15 protein-coding genes, 2 pseudogenes, 1 riboswitch and 1 other annotated feature (1 of these 19 running past the window's edge) are annotated in these 19,763 nt (G+C 34.3%); of the genes and pseudogenes, 14 read left to right on the top strand and 3 right to left on the bottom strand.

Going from position 1 to position 19,763, the window contains the following annotated elements:
• The first annotated feature begins 5 nt into the window (after positions 1-5).
• From BAU27_RS15905 to BAU27_RS15925, 5 genes are all read left to right on the top strand, one after another.
• A complete protein-coding gene (locus tag BAU27_RS15905) occupies positions 6-7,166 on the top strand; it encodes an amino acid adenylation domain-containing protein (RefSeq protein ID WP_071771418.1) in 7,161 nt (2,386 codons plus the stop codon).
• A complete protein-coding gene (locus BAU27_RS15910) occupies positions 7,163-7,387 on the top strand; it encodes an MbtH family protein (RefSeq protein ID WP_071745541.1) in 225 nt (74 codons plus the stop codon). The genes BAU27_RS15905 and BAU27_RS15910 overlap by 4 nt, the downstream gene beginning before the upstream one ends.
• Positions 7,387-8,829, top strand: a complete 1,443-nt coding sequence (locus BAU27_RS15915) for an MDR family MFS transporter (RefSeq protein WP_071771419.1) — start codon at positions 7,387-7,389, stop codon at positions 8,827-8,829. Before BAU27_RS15910 ends, BAU27_RS15915 begins: the two co-directional genes overlap by 1 nt.
• 64 nt (positions 8,830-8,893) lie before the next feature.
• Entirely contained in the window at positions 8,894-9,649 is a 756-nt protein-coding gene (gene sfp, locus BAU27_RS15920; RefSeq protein WP_071771420.1) for a 4'-phosphopantetheinyl transferase Sfp, read from the top strand.
• Between the two features lie 29 nt (positions 9,650-9,678).
• Positions 9,679-10,221 (top strand): cold-shock protein, encoded by a 543-nt coding sequence (locus BAU27_RS15925; RefSeq protein ID WP_071745544.1) that lies wholly within the window; start codon positions 9,679-9,681, stop codon positions 10,219-10,221.
• A gap of 44 nt (positions 10,222-10,265) precedes the next feature.
• On the opposite strand, the gene BAU27_RS15930 is transcribed toward BAU27_RS15925, so the two are convergent.
• The gene (locus tag BAU27_RS15930; RefSeq protein WP_071745545.1) at positions 10,266-10,538 is read right to left on the bottom strand and encodes an HU family DNA-binding protein; all 273 of its coding nucleotides are present in this window, start codon (positions 10,536-10,538) and stop codon (positions 10,266-10,268) included.
• Between the two features lie 203 nt (positions 10,539-10,741).
• Here BAU27_RS15930 and BAU27_RS15935 point away from each other — a divergent pair, with 203 nt between their 5' ends.
• Together BAU27_RS15935 and BAU27_RS31880 are read left to right on the top strand one after the other, a co-directional pair.
• Positions 10,742-11,509, top strand: coding sequence for a DUF3891 family protein (locus BAU27_RS15935; RefSeq protein ID WP_071771421.1), 768 nt, complete (start codon positions 10,742-10,744; stop codon positions 11,507-11,509).
• A gap of 14 nt (positions 11,510-11,523) precedes the next feature.
• Positions 11,524-12,021, top strand: a pseudogene (locus BAU27_RS31880) (DinB family protein).
• Positions 12,022-12,293: 272 nt separating this feature from the next.
• Here BAU27_RS31880 and BAU27_RS15945 read toward each other — a convergent pair.
• Together BAU27_RS15945 and BAU27_RS15950 are read right to left on the bottom strand one after the other, a co-directional pair.
• Entirely contained in the window at positions 12,294-13,661 is a 1,368-nt protein-coding gene (locus BAU27_RS15945) for an alanine/glycine:cation symporter family protein (RefSeq protein WP_071745547.1), read from the bottom strand.
• 107 nt (positions 13,662-13,768) lie between these two features.
• Positions 13,769-13,889: riboswitch (glycine riboswitch) on the bottom strand.
• Between the two features lie 218 nt (positions 13,890-14,107).
• A pseudogene (locus tag BAU27_RS15950) lies at positions 14,108-14,683 on the bottom strand (hypothetical protein).
• 131 nt (positions 14,684-14,814) lie between these two features.
• Here BAU27_RS15950 and BAU27_RS15955 point away from each other — a divergent pair.
• The 7 genes from BAU27_RS15955 to rluF all read left to right on the top strand — a co-directional run bounded on the left by BAU27_RS15955 (position 14,815) and on the right by rluF (position 19,619).
• Entirely contained in the window at positions 14,815-15,159 is a 345-nt protein-coding gene (locus BAU27_RS15955; protein WP_071745549.1) for a hypothetical protein, read from the top strand.
• Between the two features lie 149 nt (positions 15,160-15,308).
• Complete coding sequence (locus BAU27_RS15960) at positions 15,309-15,695, top strand: DUF4440 domain-containing protein (RefSeq protein ID WP_071771422.1); 387 nt, start codon at positions 15,309-15,311, stop codon at positions 15,693-15,695.
• Positions 15,696-16,097: 402 nt separating this feature from the next.
• Positions 16,098-16,916: a nucleotidyltransferase gene (locus BAU27_RS15965; protein ID WP_071771423.1), complete on the top strand. Its 819-nt coding sequence runs from the start codon at positions 16,098-16,100 to the stop codon at positions 16,914-16,916.
• Between the two features lie 60 nt (positions 16,917-16,976).
• The gene (locus BAU27_RS15970) at positions 16,977-17,360 is read left to right on the top strand and encodes a PhzF family phenazine biosynthesis protein (RefSeq protein WP_083596038.1); all 384 of its coding nucleotides are present in this window, start codon (positions 16,977-16,979) and stop codon (positions 17,358-17,360) included.
• 2 nt (positions 17,361-17,362) lie between these two features.
• Positions 17,363-17,992: a YdbC family protein gene (locus tag BAU27_RS15975; RefSeq protein ID WP_071771424.1), complete on the top strand. Its 630-nt coding sequence runs from the start codon at positions 17,363-17,365 to the stop codon at positions 17,990-17,992.
• A 97-nt stretch (positions 17,993-18,089) separates the two neighbouring features.
• Positions 18,090-18,455: a VOC family protein gene (locus BAU27_RS15980; RefSeq protein ID WP_071771425.1), complete on the top strand. Its 366-nt coding sequence runs from the start codon at positions 18,090-18,092 to the stop codon at positions 18,453-18,455.
• 456 nt (positions 18,456-18,911) lie between these two features.
• On the top strand, positions 18,912-19,619 hold the full coding sequence (rluF, locus tag BAU27_RS15990; RefSeq protein ID WP_071745554.1) for a 23S rRNA pseudouridine(2604) synthase RluF: 708 nt from the start codon (positions 18,912-18,914) through the stop codon (positions 19,617-19,619).
• A 125-nt stretch (positions 19,620-19,744) separates the two neighbouring features.
• Positions 19,745-19,763 (top strand) — a binding site (T-box leader); it runs 203 nt beyond the window's last position.

Genomic DNA, 19,763 nt, shown 5'->3' on the forward strand with positions numbered 1-19,763 from the left:
AAAGAATGTCTAATTGTCAAAAGACTCGTCATTCGTTATCGTCTGCACAATCTGGTATGTGGTTTGCGCAGCAATTAGATCCGCTTAATCCGATTTATAATACTGGGGAATATGTAGAAATAAACGGAACGATTAATCAAGAAATTTTCGAGTTAGCTGTACGTAAAGTTATAACGGAAGCAGAGGCACTTCATGTTCGTTTCGAAGAGGATGAAATTGGCCCATGGCAAGTTATTGAGGGATCGTCAAAGTTTTATATGCATTTTATTGACGTCCGTAAAGAAGAAAATCCTGAAGAAGCTGCCAAGGTATGGATGAAAAATGATTTATCCATACCGGTAAATTTAAAAGAAGATAAATTATTTACTGAAGCACTTATTCAAGTTGAAAATAATCGTTTCTTTTGGTATCAGCGCATCCATCACATTGTGATGGATGGCTATGGGTTTTCACTTCTTAGCCAAAAGGTAGCCAATGAGTATACATCACTTATAGAAGAAACAAATAAGAATGAAAAGCAATTTGGCTCTCTTGCAAAAATTGTACAAGAAGATAATGAGTATCGTGGATCTAAACAATTTCAGGAAGATCGTACTTTTTGGTTAGAGAAGTTTGCAGATGAACCGGAAGTTGTAAGTTTGGCAGAACGAGCGCCGAGAACATCAAATGGATTTTTACGAGAAACCGCTTATTTATCAAATGCTAATACGAAAACTTTACTAGAAGATATAAACATTTCGTTAACGAGTTGGCCCGAATTTATTGTAGCCGTAACAAGTATTTATATGCATAAATTAACAGGTGCAAATGATATTGTTTTAGGTTTACCGATGATGGGGCGTCTTGGTTCTGTATCTATTCATACACCAAGCATGGTAATGAATTTAGTTCCACTTCGTCTCACTATAGCTCCAAATATAACTCTTGCGGAATTCATACAGCAAGTTTCTAAAGAAATTCGAGATGTACGTCGTCATCATAAATACCGTCATGAGGAATTAAGAAGAGACTTAAAGTTACTAGGTGAAAATCAAAGGTTATTTGGACCGTTAGTGAATGTTATGCCTTTTGATTATGGGTTTAACTTTGCTGGAAATCGTGGTATTACACATAATTTATCAGCAGGACCTGTCGATGATTTATCGATAAATGTATATAAGCGCTTCGATGAAAATGAGTTAATGATTCATTTTGATGCGAATCCGGAAGTTTATAGCGACACGGAACTAGCATTGCATAAAGAAAGATTTATGAATCTATTTGAATTAGTGATAAATAATTATCATAAAGACGAGCCAATTGGAAAAATAAACATTACTCTTCCTGAAGAAAATCATAAAGTTTTATTGGAATGGAATGAAACGAAGAAAGCTGAAGAGCTAATTAATCTACCTATATTATTTGAAAAACAAGTACAAAAAAATCCAAATAAAATAGCAGTTACTTGTAACGGGAAAAAACTTACGTATAAAGAGCTAAATGAACGAGCGAATGAATTAGCAACCTATTTAGTAGAAGAAGGAATACAAGCAAATCAGTTTGTAGCCTTAGTATTTCCAAGATCAATAGAAATGGTAGTTAGTATGCTAGCAGTTCTAAAGGCTGGTGCAGCGTATTTACCGATAGATCCAGAATATCCAGCCGAGCGAATTCATTATATAGTAAATGATGCAAATCCAGTTTGTATCATAACACATTCATCTGTTTCATCTACTTTAGTTATAGAAAATGATATTAAAAAAATCATATTAGATAGCGAAGAAACGAAAATAGCGTTAAAAACATATTCTCATATGAATCTACCATTTAAAAATGATGAATCACTTTTAAACCCAGCGTATACAATTTATACTTCAGGATCAACCGGAAATCCAAAAGGTGTAATTGTTACTATGAAAGGTTTAAGTAACTTCTTATTAGCTATGAAAGATATGTTTTCATTAAATGAAAACGATCATTTATTAGCAGTTACAACGTTTGCGTTTGATATTTCTGCTCTAGAAATTTATTTACCTCTTATTAGTGGTGCAAGTTTAACAATTGCACAAAAAGAAGTAATCCAAGAGCCTTCTGCGTTAACGACATTGTTACAAGAAGAAAGAGCGACAATTATGCAAGCTACACCGACGCTCTGGCAGGCGTTAATAACTGAATATCCAGAGAGGTTACAAAGGCTAAACGTACTTGTTGGTGGTGAAGCTCTTCCGGCACATGTAGCAAATACATTAAAAGAATTAGGTTGCTCTATAACTAACTTATATGGACCAACTGAAACGACTATTTGGTCTACTTTCATGAACATTGATGAAAGTGAAAATGGTATACCTCCTATTGGAAGACCAATTTGGAATACAGAAGTGTATGTTTTGGATGCAGGGTTACAACCTGTTCCACCAGGAGTTATCGGTGAATTATATATTGCAGGAGAAGGACTTGCGAACGGATATTTAGGAAAACCGGAGTTAACGGCTGAACGATTTGTTGCAAATCCATACGGAGAACCAGGGAAGCGTATGTATCGCACAGGTGATCTTGTGAAATGGCGTAACGACGGTGTGCTAGAGTACGTGAGCCGAGCAGATCATCAAATTAAAATTCGTGGTTTCCGAATTGAATTAGCTGAAATAGAAATGGTATTACAACGACATGAAAATGTTCAACAAGCGGTAGTAATGGTACGAGAAGATCATCCAAATGATAAACGGATTATTGCGTATATCGTTGCTGAAGAGAAGGAAACGATTCATCTTGCAGAAATTCGCTCTTATGTTTCAGAAAGTTTAGCGAATTATATGGTACCATCAGCATTTATTGTGCTAGAAGAATTACCGTTAACACCAAATGGTAAGGTTGATAGAAAGAAATTACCTGCTCCTGATTTTAATGGAATGAACAATGAGAGAGTTGCTAGAAATCCGAAAGAAGAAATACTATGTGATTTATTTGCAGAAGTACTTGGTGTTTCGCGAATTAGCATTGATGATAATTTCTTTGAAATGGGTGGCCATTCGCTTCTTGCATCTCGTCTAATGGTAAGAATTCGTGAAACGTTAAGTGTGGAATTAGGAATTGGAAAACTATTTGAATCGCCAACAGTTGCTGAATTAGCGAAACAATTGGATCGTGCAAAAAGCGCAAGGCCAGCTATTAAGAAAGTAAGTAGACCAAATGAAGTTCCACTTTCATTTGCACAGCGTAGGTTATGGTTCTTAAATTGTTTAGAAGGTCCAAGTCCTACTTATAATATTCCGTTAGTCATTCGTATGTCTGGAAAATTGAACGAGGAAGCACTGCAAGGTGCCTTTTATGATGTAGTGAAGAAACATGAAACACTAAGAACAATTTTCCCTAACGTATTAGGTAGTTCCTATCAGAAAATTTTAGATATGAAAAACTTAAATCTAGAAATGATTATAACAAAAACATGTAAAGATGAATTAGAAAGTATGCTTTCAGAGGCGGTAAGACATAGCTTTAATCTTGATGTTGAGCCAGCAGTTCGTTTACAACTTTTTAAAGTGAGTGATAACGAACATGTTTTACTAATTCTTTTACATCATATTGTAGGAGATGGATGGTCATTACAACCGTTAACGAGAGACTTTACACTAGCTTATAAAGCACGATGTCAAGGTGATAGTGCTCAATTAGAAACCCTTCCAGTTCAATACGCAGATTATTCACTTTGGCAACAGCAACTACTAGGTGACGAAACGACACCAGAAAGTCTTATTTCAACACAATTAGACTTTTGGAAAGAGGCACTACAAGGTTTACCAGATCAAATGGAGTTGCCTACAGATTATCAGCGTCCAGTGGAAACGAGTTATCGCGGGGAAACAATTCATTTTTATATAGATGAAGGTATGCATAGTAGGTTAGTAGAGCTTGGTCGTAAAAATGGAGTTAGTTTGTTTATGGTGCTGCAAGCGGGACTTAGTGCACTATTTACAAGATTAGGTGCTGGAACCGATATACCAATTGGAAGTCCGATTGCCGGAAGAAATGACGATGCGCTATCAAATATAGTAGGTTTATTTGTAAATACATTAGTGTTACGTACAAATACATCAGGAGATCCAAGTTTTAAAGAATTATTAAATAGAGTAAAGCAGGTAAATCTTGCAGCTTATGAAAATCAAGATGTTCCATTTGAACGACTCGTTGAAGTGTTAAACCCAGTACGTACCCGAAATAGTCATCCGCTGTTTCAAGTTATGTTAGCTTTCCAAAATACGCCTGAAGCGACGTTTGATGTCCCGGATTTAGAAGCGAGCCTTGAAATTCAAAGTGTTGGTTCTGCAAAATTTGATTTAACATTTGAAATTAGCGAGAGTAATGGAGTTGATGCTACTCCAAACGGCTTACACGGATTGTTAGAGTTTAGTACCGATTTATATAAACGTGAAACGGTTCAAAAAATAATAGAACGATTCATTCTATTATTAGATGATGCAGCGAAACATCCGGATCAATCAATTGGTAGATTAGAAATATTAACTTTAGCAGAGCGAAATACAGTTTTAGAAAAGTGGAATGGTGGTTTTCAAATTGTGCCTGAAATGACATTGCCACAATTATTTGAAAAGCAGGCTCATGTAAATCCAAATTCTATTGCTGTCGTCTTTGAAGGTGAAAAGCTAACTTATGAAGAGTTAAATAGAAAAGCGAATAAAATAGCTCGTTCGTTAATAGCAAAAGGAATCGGTCCTGATCAACTCGTTGCTTTAGCGATGCCGAGATCTTTAAATATGGTTGTGAGTTTACTTGCGGTTCTTAAAGCAGGAGCAGGTTATCTTCCATTAGATCCAGAGTACCCGTCAGATCGTATTTCATTTATGCTTCACGATGCGAAACCATCATGTGTTTTAACAAATTTAGATGTGGAAATTGAATGTGATGAGGCACTAAAGATTTTAATTGATGATGTGAACGTAATAGAAGAAATTGAGAAATATAGTGAAGACAATATTGATGAAATGGAGCGTATGAAGCCGTTATCTCCTTCACATATTGCTTACGTTATTTATACGTCAGGCTCAACAGGTAGACCGAAAGGGGTTATGATACCTCATCAAAATGTAGTAAGACTTTTAGGAGCAACTGATCATTGGTTCCAATTTGACGCAGACGATGTGTGGACGATGTTCCATTCATACGCTTTTGATTTCTCGGTTTGGGAAATTTGGGGACCTTTATTATATGGAGGGCGTTTAGTTGTAGTACCACATACTGTAAGTCGCTCGCCGAAAGAATTTTTACAGCTTCTTGTTAAGGAAAAGGTTACAGTTTTAAACCAAACTCCATCAGCGTTCTATCAATTGATGCAAGCAGATCGTGAAAATGAAAAGATTGGTCAAAAATTATCTTTACGATATGTTGTTTTTGGCGGAGAAGCACTTGAACTAAGTCGATTAGAGGATTGGTATAGTCGCCATCCTCATAACGCACCGAAACTTATTAATATGTACGGTATAACGGAGACGACGGTACATGTTAGTTATATTGAGTTAGATGAGAGTATCGTTTCTTTACGAGCAAATAGTTTAATCGGGTGCAGTATACCAGATCTTAAAGTATACGTATTAGATAACTATTTACAACCAGTGCCACCAGGAGTAGTTGGAGAAATGTATGTTGCAGGTGCTGGACTAGCTCGTGGATATTTAGGAAGAGCTGGATTAACTGCTGAACGCTTTATCGCAGATCCATTTGGTAAACCTGGTACAAGAATGTATCGTACAGGAGACTTAGCTCGCTGGCGTCAAGACGGGACGTTAGATTATATAGGACGTGCAGATCATCAAATTAAAATTCGTGGATTCCGAATTGAATTAGGGGAAATAGAAGCGGTCATAATGAAACACGATAAAGTTGAACAAGTAGCCGTTATTGTCCGAGAAGATCAACCAGGGGATAAACGATTAGTTGCTTATATCGTCGCATCAAATAATGAAACGATTGATACGAATGAAATGCGTCAGCATGCTGGAGGTAGTTTGCCAGATTATATGGTTCCATACGCTTTTGTAGTAGTAAATGAGTTACCTTTAACTCCAAACGGTAAATTAGATAGAAAGGCATTGCCAGCTCCAGAATTTATTGCATCATCTTCTAGCCGCGGACCGAGAACACCGCAAGAAGAAATGTTATGTGACTTGTTTACAGAAGTTTTAAGTGTGTCTCAAATTGGAATTGATGACGGATTCTTTGATCTTGGTGGTCATTCACTTCTTGCTGTGCAGCTTATGAGTCGTATTAAAGAGGCACTTGGAGCTGAACTGAATATCGGAACTTTATTTGCAGCACCTACTGTTGCAGGTCTTGCTGAAAGACTTGAAATGGGAAATGGGCAAAGTGCACTTGATGTGTTACTTCCATTACGAGCAAGCGGAGACCAATTACCACTATTTTGTGTACACCCAGCAGGTGGATTAAGTTGGTGCTATGCAGGACTTATGAAATCTTTAGGAACAAATTATCCAATCTATGGTGTACAAGCGCGTGGTATCGCTAAAAATGAAGAACTTCCAAAAAGCTTAGAGGAAATGGCGGCGGATTATTTAAAACATGTTCGTGAAGTACAGCCTCACGGACCATATCGTTTGCTTGGTTGGTCGCTTGGAGGAAATGTTGTTCATGCAATGGCGGCGCAACTACAAAATGAAGGAGAAGAAGTAGAATTACTCGTTATGCTCGATTCTTATCCTGGTCACTTCTTACCGAATACGGAAGCGCCTACTGAAGAAGAAGCGTTAATCGCATTACTTGCTTTAGGTGGATATGATCCAGATAACATGGAGGGTAAACCACTTACTATGGAAAGTGCGGTTGCAATACTTCGTAAAGATGGAAGTGCATTAGCAAGTCTTGAAGAAGAGACTATTTTGAACTTGAAAGAAACATATGTAAATTCGGTAGGGTTGTTAGGAAAATATGTACCGAAAGTTTATAACGGGGATATTTTATTCTTTAGATCTACTGTTATACCAGACTGGTTTGATCCTATTTCTCCAAATACATGGCTAAATTATTTAGATGGAGATATCGTGCAACATGATATTGATTGTAGACATAAGGATTTATGTCAGCCAGGGCCGCTTACAGAAATTGGACAAGTGCTAGCGAAATATTTGCAGAATAAGAAAGGGGTAAGTAGAGTATGACGAATCCATTTGAAAATGATAATTACACATATAAAGTATTAATGAATGAGGAGGGCCAGTATTCTCTCTGGCCGGCCTTTCTCGATGTACCTATTGGATGGAATGTCGTACATGAAGAAGCTAGCAGACAAGTTTGCTTAGAATATGTTGAATGTAACTGGAAAGATTTGAATCCAAAAAGTAATCAAGTTAGCGAAAAAACATTAGTAGGAAAACGATAATGAAAGCAAAAATAAATCCAAAAGTAGTTGTAAGCATCGTTTATATAACAGCGATGTTTATGGCTGCGATGGATGCAACGATTGTGAATGTAGCACTGCAAACGATAAGCAAAGAACTGCAAGTGCCCCCATCTGCAATGGGAACAGTAAATGTTGGGTATTTAGTTAGTTTAGCTGTTTTCCTTCCGATTTCTGGTTGGTTAGGAGATCGCTTTGGTACGAAAAGAGTATTTTTAATTGCTCTTTTCGTATTTACAATTGCCTCTGCTTTATGCGGAATGGCTAACGATATTACTTCATTAAATATTTTCCGTATCATTCAAGGTGCTGGTGGAGGGCTTTTAACACCGGTCGGAATGGCGATGTTATTCCGAACATTTTCACCAGAGGAAAGACCGAAGATTTCCCGGTTCATTGTACTTCCAATTGCTGTAGCACCAGCGATTGGACCAATTATTGGTGGTTTCTTTGTAGATCAAATGTCTTGGCGCTGGGCATTTTATATTAATCTGCCGTTTGGTATCATTGCGTTGCTATTTGGACTTCTATTTTTAGCAGAGCATATTGAAAAATCAGCTGGTCGTTTTGATTCTCTCGGTTTTGTTCTTTCAGCACCAGGTTTTGCGATGCTAATCTATGCACTTAGCCAAGGACCATCAAAAGGTTGGATTTCTCCAGAAATAATAAGCACTGGGATAGCTGGGATTCTGTTCATTACATTGTTTATTATTGTAGAACTGAAAGTAAAGCAACCGATGTTAGATTTACGCTTATTAAAAGAACCAGTTTTTAGAAAAATGAGTCTCATATCCTTGTTTTCATCTGCTGGTTTACTAGGAATGTTATTTGTTTTTCCGCTTATGTATCAAAAAGTAATCGGAGTTTCCGCGCTGGAATCAGGTCTTACGACATTCCCAGAGGCGATTGGATTAATGATTTCTTCACAGATTACGCCATGGTCATATAAGAAATTAGGAGCTCGAAAGGTAATCTCTATTGGATTAATAAGTACAGCGGTTATATTTGTTTTATTAAGTTTTGTAAATCACGATACGAATCCATGGCAAATACGGGCACTATTGTTTGGCATAGGTATTTTCTTAGGTCAATCTGTCGGTGCAGTTCAATTTTCTGCATTTAACAATATCACACCACCTTCTATGGGGAGAGCAACTACTATATTCAATGTGCAAAATCGATTAGGATCTGCAATAGGAGTTGCTGTTTTAGCTAGTATACTATCTGGATTTGGAAGTAATAGTGTACAAAATGATGCTCCAGCCGATTTCTTGCCATATCAAGCAGCATTAATTGGATCGGCAATATTTTTACTTCTAGCATTACTATTTTCTTTACGTATTTCTGATAAAGAAGTAATGTCAAAGAAGAATAAAAAGCCGTTATCTGTATTACAAAAAGAGAAAGAAGTTGTAAATGAATAAGTTGTAGCATGTTAATACTCTTTTGAAATAAAGTGATATTGGCATTTAAAAGGAGAGAGTTTACATGATAGAAAGTAAAGTTGTAGATTCTATACCAACTTTGAATGAGAATGATTGTCAAATATGGTGGGCGAGAATTTCAGATTTACAATCATGGCATTACAATTTACTAAATGATGTAGAGAGAGAGAAAGCAAATTCATATCATCATTCGGCAGATCGTGCACGTTTTATAATAGGTTGCGTAATTAGTAGAATAGTCCTTGGAAAGATACTTTCCATGTCACCAGTTCAAGTGCCGATTGATCGAATGTGCCCAGTATGTAAGTTACAACATGGTAGGCCGCAATTACCAGAAGGTATGCCACAATTATCAGTTTCACATTCGGGTGAGTGGGTTGTCGTTGCATTTACAAAATCTGCATCTGTCGGCGTTGATATTGAACAAATGAATCCAAATGTAGACGTGATGAAAATGGCAGAGGGCGTATTAACAGACATTGAAATAGCACAAGTTATGAAATTACCTAATGAGCAGCGACTAGAAGGATTTTTAACATATTGGACTCGAAAAGAAGCAGTGCTGAAAGCGACAGGTGAAGGGCTATTGATTCCACCAGTAGAAATTACTGTATCAGCTCCAAATGATCCTCCTAAATTGTTGGTTTTTAAGGATAGACAAGAGTTAGCAGAAAATACAAGGATAAAAGATGTAAGACCTAGTTTAGATTATATGGCTTCCATTGCAATATTTAGTAAAGAAGTAACTGAAATTAAGCAGTTAGACGCGGTATCGCTATTAAATTATAAATCAATTTAATAAAATATTTTATAGAAGAGGTGTTCCTCATGTTAGTGGCGGAAAATAGAAAAAGTGAATTAACTTATAATGTACAAGCAATTAAAAATATTTTATTTTCTAGAGATACATCATCTATTCTTGCTTTAGAAAAGCTTTTGAATGATACAGTTCAATTTGATGTTCTAGAACAAGAAGTAATGGATAGGCAGTACATTCCGAAAGAAGCAAAGAATTTCTTTGATAAAAACGGAACATTTCTTTATCGTGTATCTAATGTTAGTTATAAAGGCAAGGTGTTATCTGAAAATCTAATTTTTGCGGACACTTCGTTTTTACCGGACACGATAAAGAGTGAATTAGAGAGTGAAAATATTCCAGTTGAAAAGCTTATAGAAAAGATGGAAGTAAGAAGAAACGTATTATACGAAGGGTATCAGCCTTCTGGAAATATTATCGAGTTGTTTGATGGATGCTCGGTAGCGGCAAATGTGTATCCAACTAGAAAATATCAAATTGTAAGTAATTGCAAATGTATATTTTATATTTGTGAAGTTTATCATGCAGAGAATATAAAGGAAGTACTTAAATAAGAAATAAACAAAAAAACCAGCCATTTTATAGGCTGGTTTCTTGTTTATTTAACAGCTTCTTTTAATTCTTTACCTGCTTTAAATGCTGGAACTTTACCAGCTGCAATCTGAATTTCTTCTCCAGTTTGCGGGTTACGACCTGTGCGAGCAGATCTTTCACGCACTTCAAAAGTTCCAAAGCCAATCAGTTGAACTTTATCGCCAGATTGTAATGCAGTGGCAATTGAGTCAAATACAGATTGTACAGCTGCAGAAGCGTCCTTTTGAGAAATATCAGCTGATTGTGCCACATTTTTAATTAATTCTGTTTTATTCATGTTTTCACCTCATAAAAATTTTTTAGAAAGAATGTTTTAGTATAATGGATAGTAAAGATAAGGCTAACTTTGTGATTAGAAAGAATGCTGTATATTAATGTTAATTTCGTTGAAAGAAACTGAATCCCTGCAAATTAAAAGGGATTTATTAAGAATTGATGCATACGACAAGCTATAATATGAAGATGAGGGGGAGTATACAGATGATTTTTCGTGAAAAGAATGAGAAACAAAGTATATTAATTCGTCAACATGATCATGGTTTTTTAGCTGGAGAGATTGCAAAGCATATAAAAGAAGAATTTTTTGAAGGTAAAACATATTTAAAAGAAACAGTTGATGCAATATATGAGCATGACAGAGGATGGATAGAGCTTGATAAAGTACCAATTTTGAATGATGCTAAAAATATTCCATATACATTTATGGATTGTCCAAGTTCATTACGCTTTGTTTTTTATACGATTGGTTTGAATGAAATTGAAGATTCTAATCCATACGGGGCGCTACTTTGTAGTAAGCACTTTTTATCATTTCCATTAAATGAGGAAGATGAAGAGATGATGTCTTTTTATAAACATGAATTAGAACGACAAAAAAGAATTTTGAAAACGCTAACAAATGAACGATATGCGATGTTCGATAAACATTATAGATTATTAAAGTTGTGTGATGAACTTTCTTTATATGTATGTATGAATAAACCTGGTGTAAAAAAGAAAGATGAAATTGATTTATTTAAAGATGGTTTTGAAGGAACAGAAATGTTTAATAGTAAGGGGGAGAAGCCTATTCAAGCTGAATGGGTGGATGAAGAAACAATTCAAATTACACCGTTTCCATTTAAAGCGGAATTTTATACGTATGTAAAATATAAAACTATAAATAAACATGAAATGAATGAAAAAGGGATTGTAAAAGCTGATAGAGAATCGGAAATGAAGAAGCAAAACATTCGTTTCATACAATAAGGAGACGATTTAGATTGAAAGATTACATGTTAAAACAGTTTAATTACCATGCTTGAGCTAATACACGATTATTCAACCGACTAAAAGAGTTACCAAACTATGAGACAATTTTTAATGAACAGATACAGAGTGTATTCCCCTCAATTAAGGATACTTTTTTACATATTTATATTACCGATCACGTATGTTTACACATATTACATGGTAAAAGTATGATTGAGGCAATATAAAATCGTGAAAAACTACAAAAACAAGTCGTTACATGAATTAGAAAAAATGTTTATAAATATGGCAAATCAGTATAAAGAATTTCTAAATACACTAAAAGAAGTAAATGCTGTATTTGCTATTGAGAACCCTTATGTAGGGAAATTAGAAACTTCAATTTTAGAGCTAGTACCACACGTCGTAAATCATTGTACATATCATAGAGGGAATATAACAGCGATGCTTCGTCAACTATGATGGATTTTGTACTTTATTTACATATGGTTCAGAAGGATGGGGAGTAATATAGTTTGAAAAAAAAAATGCTCATTATATATGAGTCATTCCTTTTTTGATAGATTAACTGTGACTTTAAAATAAAGTTATACTGTTTAAAGAAAGTGTTATTTATGTTAATCATGAAGGGATATTCTTAAACTAACAGTTGTGTTTGTTTAAGTGGACAATAATTAAAACCCACATATTTTGAACAATCATTTTTCAAAATGTGTGGGTTTATTCTATATACAATCGATATTTGTAATGAAATTTGAACTGATTTTATTTCAAGCAAACATTAACTTGCCTGTTTTTTATTGTGTTTTTTTAATTTCTCTGCTTGTAAAAACCGATTTGTTTCAGCGACAACTACACCACTTAATCCAATTAGACCAATTAAGTTTGGAATCGCCATAAGCCCATTCGCGATATCGGCAAATGTCCATACAACACCTAACTTTAAATTAGCTCCAATAGCAATCATAACGATAAAGATTGCTTTATAATATCGTACAGCACCTTGTCCAAATAAATAAGCTACACACTTCTCACCGTAATACGACCATCCTAAAATAGTAGAGTAGGCGAATAATATAATGGCGATACCGAGAATCATACTACCAGCAGTACCGAATACGGATTGGAATGCTAATGTTGTAGCTTCAACTCCGGTTTTACCAGATTTCCATGCACCTGTTGTAATTAATACAAGTCCTGTAATTGTACAGACGATAAATGTATCAAGAAAAGTACCAGTCATAGAAACTAAAGCTTGTTTTGCAGGTGAATCTGTTTTTGCTGCAGCCGCTGCAATAGGAGCACTACCTAAACCAGCTTCGTTCGCAAATACACCACGCGCCATTCCTATTTGAATAGCTGATGCAACTGTCGCTCCAATAAAACCACCAGCGGCTGCTGTACCTTGAAATGCACCAGAAAAAATAAGTGAAAATGCTTCTGGAATTTGATCAAAGTGATAGAAAATAATAATAAGACCAGCAATTATATAAAAGAAAGCTTTAATAGGAACGATAAATCCCGTCACTTTCCCGATTTTTTTTACACCGCCTAAAATAACAATAGCGATTAAAAATGACATGAATATACCAGTTAAAGCAGGGGGGAAAGAGAAGTTGATTCGCATTGCCTCTGCAACTGAATTAGATTGCACCATATTACCGATACCGAAAGATGCAGCTGTGCCGAATATAGCGAATAAAACAGCCAGCCACTTTTTCCCTAAACCACGTTCTAAATAATACATTGGTCCACCGGAGTATTCACCATTTTCATTACTAACACGGTATTTCACCGCAAGGATTGCTTCGGCATACTTTGTTGCCATTCCGAATAAAGCAGTAATCCACATCCAAAAGATTGCGCCGGGTCCACCAATTGTTACAGCAGTTGCGACACCCGCTATATTTCCCATACCAATCGTTGCAGCCATAGCTGTCATCAGTGCTTGAAAGTGACTAATATCTCCAGAAGATGATGTATCCTCTGATTTTTTAAAAGCTAGTTTGTGAGCGTATATTAGTTTACTAAACTGTAAACCTTTTAAGCGCACTGTGAGAATGATACCAGTTCCAACGAGTAGCAACAAAGTTGGTAACCCCCACACATACTGATTAATTTGTTCTAATACTTTACTTACTGTCTCCATCTGTATTCTCCTTTTTTAGAAAAAATAAAAACCACTTCAAGGAAATGAAATGGTCTCTGGAGAAACAAGGAATAGAAAAATAAACCGATACAAATCGGCATTTTCTTTCGCTTGTCTCTGTCCTTTTTACCTGAGAGATTATCCGCTAGATTAGCGGATTTGCTCCTTCGGCGCTCTTTTTCCTCCGCGCTATTAAAAGCGAGAGGGAGTCTCTCCAGAGATTCGTCCCCATGCAGTTCTACTTGTAACCAAGACCTGAGAGTTTCAAAGTTGGTATTACAACTTTTTGCCCCGTCGGTAGATCAATAGACCTTCTCCTGAATGGTTCATCCGAATTATAAAATTCAAAACTTAAACGCATTGATTGTGTATAGAATCAATAAAAACATTATAGATATACAATTAGTGAAATGCAATCATTTTTTATTTTGAAATAGTAAACAGTTTTATTTTTTAGAAATTCCTAATTTATCCTTAACTTCATTTAAAGTAGATAAAGCAATGACAATATGTTGATCGGCAAGCCCTAAAGCCTGTTTTGTATTTTCAATTATTTCATTGGTTGGAGTAGAATTATTGTATTTATCAATAATTAAATCTGCTGCATTTTTCATGTAATTTGATGCGGATTTAAACTGAGTTCTGAATTGGATTAGTTGTTTTTGTATATGTATATCCGTTATGTTTTCTTAGATTTTTATCGTGTCTATTTCGTTCATAATTGTTTCATATTGTTTGGAAACTGCACTCATTGTAATTAATAGTTTATTGCTATCCACTGAATCTCCGTTCGTGTTAATCTCTTCCCAGGCAGGCAACCAATCTTTTTCGATAATGTCATTATAATTAGTAGTCAATTCCTTAATTTTAGGTTGTAATTTAGTTTTGAATGCTTTTGTATCAACTGTTTCTATGGTTACTTTTTTGTTATTATTTTTATCTTTAATTGTGTAGAAAATGGTAATGGAAATGATAAAAATAGAAATTACAACCATCCATTTATTAAAAAACAATTTCTTCAATGTGCAACGCCTCCAAAAATAAGAAACTTATAATTACAATATACAACAATAATGTTATTGAAGGTAGAGAATATAAGCAGTAGTGGTTTGAATTACAATTTTTATATACGTAAATAATTAAAATAGGTAAAATGTTGAAAGTAATATGTGAGAAAAGGGGATTTTTAGTGGAAATGAACAGAAAAAAACTAGTTTCAAATATTTCAACAGCTATGTTATTAGTTGGTTTACTTGCACTCATATATATGAACAAAGAATCCAAAATTGAAGATTTTCCAATACCAATGTCAGCAATACATGTTAATGATGATAATGAAGGGAATTATCAATATATAAGTGTTATGCCTATTACGGAGGCAACCGGATGGGAGAACTTAGGGGAAAACGGACATACTGTTAGTTTTAAAAAAGGGGATCGGAAAGTAACTGTATTACATTATCCGGGAGAGATTACTTATTATTTATTTGAAAAGTAAATAGAATGAGCCATAAACAATGAGGCTTTCCTAATTTGTTTATGGCTTTTTATATATTAAAAATTGAAGTTTGAACGATATTATGAAGGGGAATTTTATATAGAAGAGAATATAAAAATGATATAAGAAAATATAAGGAGATATATTCTATGAGGAACGAAGCTTTACATGCGGTAGAGGAATATCGTAAAGATTTAAATGCTGGTAATATTGAAAAAATAAATAGTTGGGTATCAAATGATTTTATAGGTTACTTTGGGTATTACAGTGATAGAGACTATGAGGTATACCGAGGCGATACATATAAAGAAGATAATATTGAAACATTAAAAAGTTATGAAGGACAAAATCCTTATTGGAAATATAAAGACTTAACACATAGTTTAAGAATGGAGAACGAACTGATATTATCTGCTATTGTAGAGTTTTATTTGCAGGATAAAAAAATAGCATCTGTTTTAGCGATGGAAGTTTTTAAGAAAGAAATGGATGGGTGGAAGTTATATAGACAGCATATGGAAAGATATGCGGAATAATTTGAAGGATGCTGATTTTATGTAGATTATCAATTTAAACGTAGTATCTTGAACTATCTGTTACTTATCTAAACTTGAAGTGGTGCACTCCTACGAATACTAACATATCTATTAGTTATTTTAGTAAGTTTTATTGTAGTTACTGTAGCTTAAGGATTTCTGATATCAATGTCAGAAATACATATTTACCAGGATAATGAAGTTATAACTGTATCACATGATTCCGAACAGAATAGTTATTATGTATTTGAAAAATGAATGATGATAAAAGAGATAGAACGTAAACGACCCTATAGGAGTGTTTACGTCCTATTTTTTTGTTTTTAATTCTGAATTATTCGAATTATAATATGTGTAATATGGGGAGTAAAACAATATTTTGAAGGGGAATGAGTTGATAAATTGCCAAGAATAAAAAAAATAGGGCGTTTTTGTCCTGTGGATGATCAAGGATTTATTATAAACGATGCACATTTGAATAAAATTCAGCCTGTGTTTTGGGAGGTAATACAAGAAATAAAGGATACTTGTTGTCAATTGTTACGGGATGATTTGCATAGTGTTTATATAAGAGGTTCTATTCCAAGAGGGATTGGAATAGAAGGTATTGCAGACGTAGATATGATTATTTTAGTTCAAAAGGACCCTAAGGCAATAAACTTAAGCTGGAGAAAGAAGCTAGAAGTCCAAATTACACAGCAGTTTACTTGTATATCAGGAGTGGAGTTAAGTTTTTATAGTGAAAAAGAAGTAATAAACTCAGAGGATTTTTCTTTTATAGGATTTATGATTCAAACACATAGTGTGTGTATATTGGGTGAAGACGTAAAATTATTTTTACCTAAATATAAAGTAAGTCAGGAGATAGCGTATGAACATCTCATTCATTTGCGGAAACAAATTGAACAAGCACACAAAGAGTTAATTCATAATCAAGACGAGGATGATATAGAGGATTGCTGTCGGTGGATTATGAAAATAATAATCAGAGCCGGTCTAGCATTAACAATTGATAGAGAAGGGCTTTATTCCAGGGACTTATACCCAGCGTATGCACTATTTAGTAAGCATTTTTCCGAGCAAAAAAAGAATATGAGGAAGGCATTACAATATGTAATTGAGCCTATAAAAGATATAGAAGAAATTTTATCGTTTTTAGATACCTTTGGTAATTGGTTGATAGAAAGAGCGGTGGATTATTTGAAGAATATCCGTTTTTAATTCATCATAATTTTGTTATGTAAACAAAAGGTATTGAAGTAAAGTAGATGAGTGAGGGATTTGGATTTTTATATTGTAGATGTCTTCTCACGAGGTAAGTATACAGGGAATCAACTTGCAGTGTTTATGGAAAATCAGGAAGTTTCCAGTGAGGAAATGCAGACAGTAGCAAAAGAAATGAATTTTGCAGATTACTATGGAATCCCAGAGGATACGGCAACAGGAAGCTCAAACGAATGTTTAGCAGCGTATCTTCTAAAATATCGTTATTTTGGAACAGAAAAGGTAGATATGCGTGTTGAACAAGGATATGAAATAAACAGGCCTTCTTTAATACATATACAAGCTGAAAAAGTAGCGAGTAAAATTAATGTTAGTGTAGGCGGAAAAGTAGAAAGTATTGCAAGTGGGAAATGGATCGTATCATATCAAAAGGGGGAATAGAAATGCTATTAAAAACAATATTTTGCAAGGTGGAAGAAGAGAAAAGGGAATTGTTTTCTGATGCGCAAGAAAAATGGCGTGATTTACAATATTTAGACGGATTCTATGGACAATTTGGTGGGTGGAATGAAGATGAAGCATGTGTGTATACTTTATGGAAAGATAGAAATGCATATCAATCATTCATGAATGACGCCCATGATACAATTTTTTTTAATAGTAATCAAGAAGGCACATATACTTCCTGCAATATTGAAATGTTTCAAACGTTGTATGATATAACAGAAATTTCTTTGAAAGACGTAATTGCACAAGGTTCATTTGTAAGAGTTGCAATTTGCGATGTGGGGGAAGGGAAAGAAAAATACTTTTTACATGCGCAAGAAACAATTTGGAATAAAGGAATGGAAAATGCAAAAGGGATATTAGGTGGAGTTGTAGGGAAGTCTTTAAAGACTGAAAATCGTTACATAGTATTAGCGTATTGGCAAGATGAAATAGCACATGAACGTTATATGAAAGAAATTTTTCCTGCGTTATATCAGTTAGCAAATGTAAATGATTATGTTGAAAATATAAATGGGAAGAGAGTTATTCGGAAGGAAGAATGGTCTGTTGCCACTTCTAAATAAAGTTAGAATTTATTAGAGTAGCTAGTTTCGAAAAAATCGATTAAGAACGTTTATTCTTGTATAATTGCTTTGTACAAGAATAAGAGGGGGTATTTAAATGAGTAAAGTTTTAAGATTTGAATTGCAAGTCCCAAACCCTGAAGAAGCTATTCAATTTTATACAAATAGTTTTGGATGGAAGTTTGAAAAAATGCCTGGGCCACATGACTATTGGTTCATTATAACGGGTGAAAGCAATCGACCTGGTATCGATGGTGGATTAATGAAATCACCTGATGGTGCTACTAGAACGACTAATTCGATTGAAGTACCTTCAGTTGATGAGTACATAAATAAAGTCATTGAAAATGGTGGACAAGTAGTTGTACCTAAAACCGCTATTCCTAATATGGGTTACTTTGCTTATTGTATAGATAATCAAGGGCTTCTTTTTGGAGTATGTGAAGAAAATATTGAAGCGTAAAAAATTAGGGGATTTCGAAATTATCTTGTTTGTTGAACGATATTGAATGATGTTTTCAATTAAAGGTTATAATTATTAAAAACCCTTTTGTATAAAAGCTAGCACAATTTTAGCTGAAGAAGGATCCATTTTGATTATTTTCAAAAGGATTCTTTTTTGTTTTTCACATATTGTGAGTTATTTAGGCATCATTAATCAAACTTATATCGGTATATTATCTATGAAAAAAGTAAATAAATGATGATATATTCAAGGGTTAATCTATGGACTGCTAAACAGTTTGAGGTGAAAAGGAAAAGAAGACCAATTATTTTCGTGTAAACATGTAATTAAGTGAAGACGTCATATACCCTTTCATGTTAATATATTTAAGTTATAATAGGAGGCTTACCCTTTTGTATTGTACGGTAGAAGCAGTGTGAGCTTGAAATTTTTTATGAAAAGGATGTGCCTAACTTGCGTATCAATAAATTTATTAGTGAAGCTGGAAAAGCGTCTCGACGTGGAGCAGATAAGTTAATTAACGAAAGAAAAGTAATTATTAATGGTAAGGTTGCAAAAATTGGTGACCAAGTAAATCCAGGTGATGACGTACGAGTAAATGGAGAGCAACTTCGTATTGCTCGAGACCATGTGTATATCGCTTTAAATAAACCAGTAGGTATTACATGTACAAGTGAAAAAGCAGTAAAAGGTAATATTATCGATTTAGTGAATCATCCTTTACGAATTAGTCATATTGGACGTCTCGATAAAGACTCAGATGGTTTAATTTTATTAACGAATGATGGCGATATAGTTAATGAGATTTTACGTGCTGAAAACAAGCATGAGAAAGAATATATCGTTTCAGTAGATAAGCCGATTACACCTGATTTCTTAGAGAAAATGGCAGCGGGTGTTAAAATTTTAGGAACAAAAACACTTCCTTGTGAAGTAACACAGTTATCAAAATATGAGTTCCAAATTATTTTAACACAAGGGTTGAATCGTCAAATTCGCCGTATGTGTGAAGCTTTAGGTTATCAAGTATACACGTTAAAACGTACGAGAATTATGAATATAGAATTGAATAATTTACCAGTTGGGCAGTGGAGAGATTTATCGAAGAAAGAGAAAAGACGTCTATTTTCAGACTTAAATTACGAACCACAAGATTGGTAAAATTGAGAAGGGGAAATCAAAAATTTATTTTTGGTTTCTTTTTTTATTAAATAAAATATCTTTTTTAAACACTTGCAAAAATAAAATGAATAAGATAAAGTAAATAACAATTAATGGATGTACTTTTAAAAGCAAAGAAAAGGA

Origin of the sequence: Bacillus sp. NH11B (genome assembly GCF_001884205.1) — a bacterium.
Classification (GTDB): domain Bacteria; phylum Bacillota; class Bacilli; order Bacillales; family Bacillaceae_G; genus Bacillus_A; species Bacillus_A proteolyticus.

Excerpts from the sequence above, each read along its gene's own strand:
- BAU27_RS15905 (WP_071771418.1), top strand. The coding sequence starts at position 6 with ATGTCTAATTGTCAAAAGACTCGTCATTCGTTATCGTCTGCACAATCT.
- BAU27_RS15910 (WP_071745541.1), top strand. The coding sequence starts at position 7,163 with ATGACGAATCCATTTGAAAATGATAATTACACATATAAAGTATTAATG.
- BAU27_RS15915 (WP_071771419.1), top strand. The coding sequence starts at position 7,387 with ATGAAAGCAAAAATAAATCCAAAAGTAGTTGTAAGCATCGTTTATATA.
- sfp (WP_071771420.1), top strand. The coding sequence starts at position 8,894 with ATGATAGAAAGTAAAGTTGTAGATTCTATACCAACTTTGAATGAGAAT.
- BAU27_RS15925 (WP_071745544.1), top strand. The coding sequence starts at position 9,679 with ATGTTAGTGGCGGAAAATAGAAAAAGTGAATTAACTTATAATGTACAA.
- BAU27_RS15930 (WP_071745545.1), bottom strand. The coding sequence starts at position 10,538 with ATGAATAAAACAGAATTAATTAAAAATGTGGCACAATCAGCTGATATT.
- BAU27_RS15935 (WP_071771421.1), top strand. The coding sequence starts at position 10,742 with ATGATTTTTCGTGAAAAGAATGAGAAACAAAGTATATTAATTCGTCAA.
- BAU27_RS15945 (WP_071745547.1), bottom strand. The coding sequence starts at position 13,661 with ATGGAGACAGTAAGTAAAGTATTAGAACAAATTAATCAGTATGTGTGG.
- BAU27_RS15955 (WP_071745549.1), top strand. The coding sequence starts at position 14,815 with ATGTTGAAAGTAATATGTGAGAAAAGGGGATTTTTAGTGGAAATGAAC.
- BAU27_RS15960 (WP_071771422.1), top strand. The coding sequence starts at position 15,309 with ATGAGGAACGAAGCTTTACATGCGGTAGAGGAATATCGTAAAGATTTA.
- BAU27_RS15975 (WP_071771424.1), top strand. The coding sequence starts at position 17,363 with ATGCTATTAAAAACAATATTTTGCAAGGTGGAAGAAGAGAAAAGGGAA.
- BAU27_RS15980 (WP_071771425.1), top strand. The coding sequence starts at position 18,090 with ATGAGTAAAGTTTTAAGATTTGAATTGCAAGTCCCAAACCCTGAAGAA.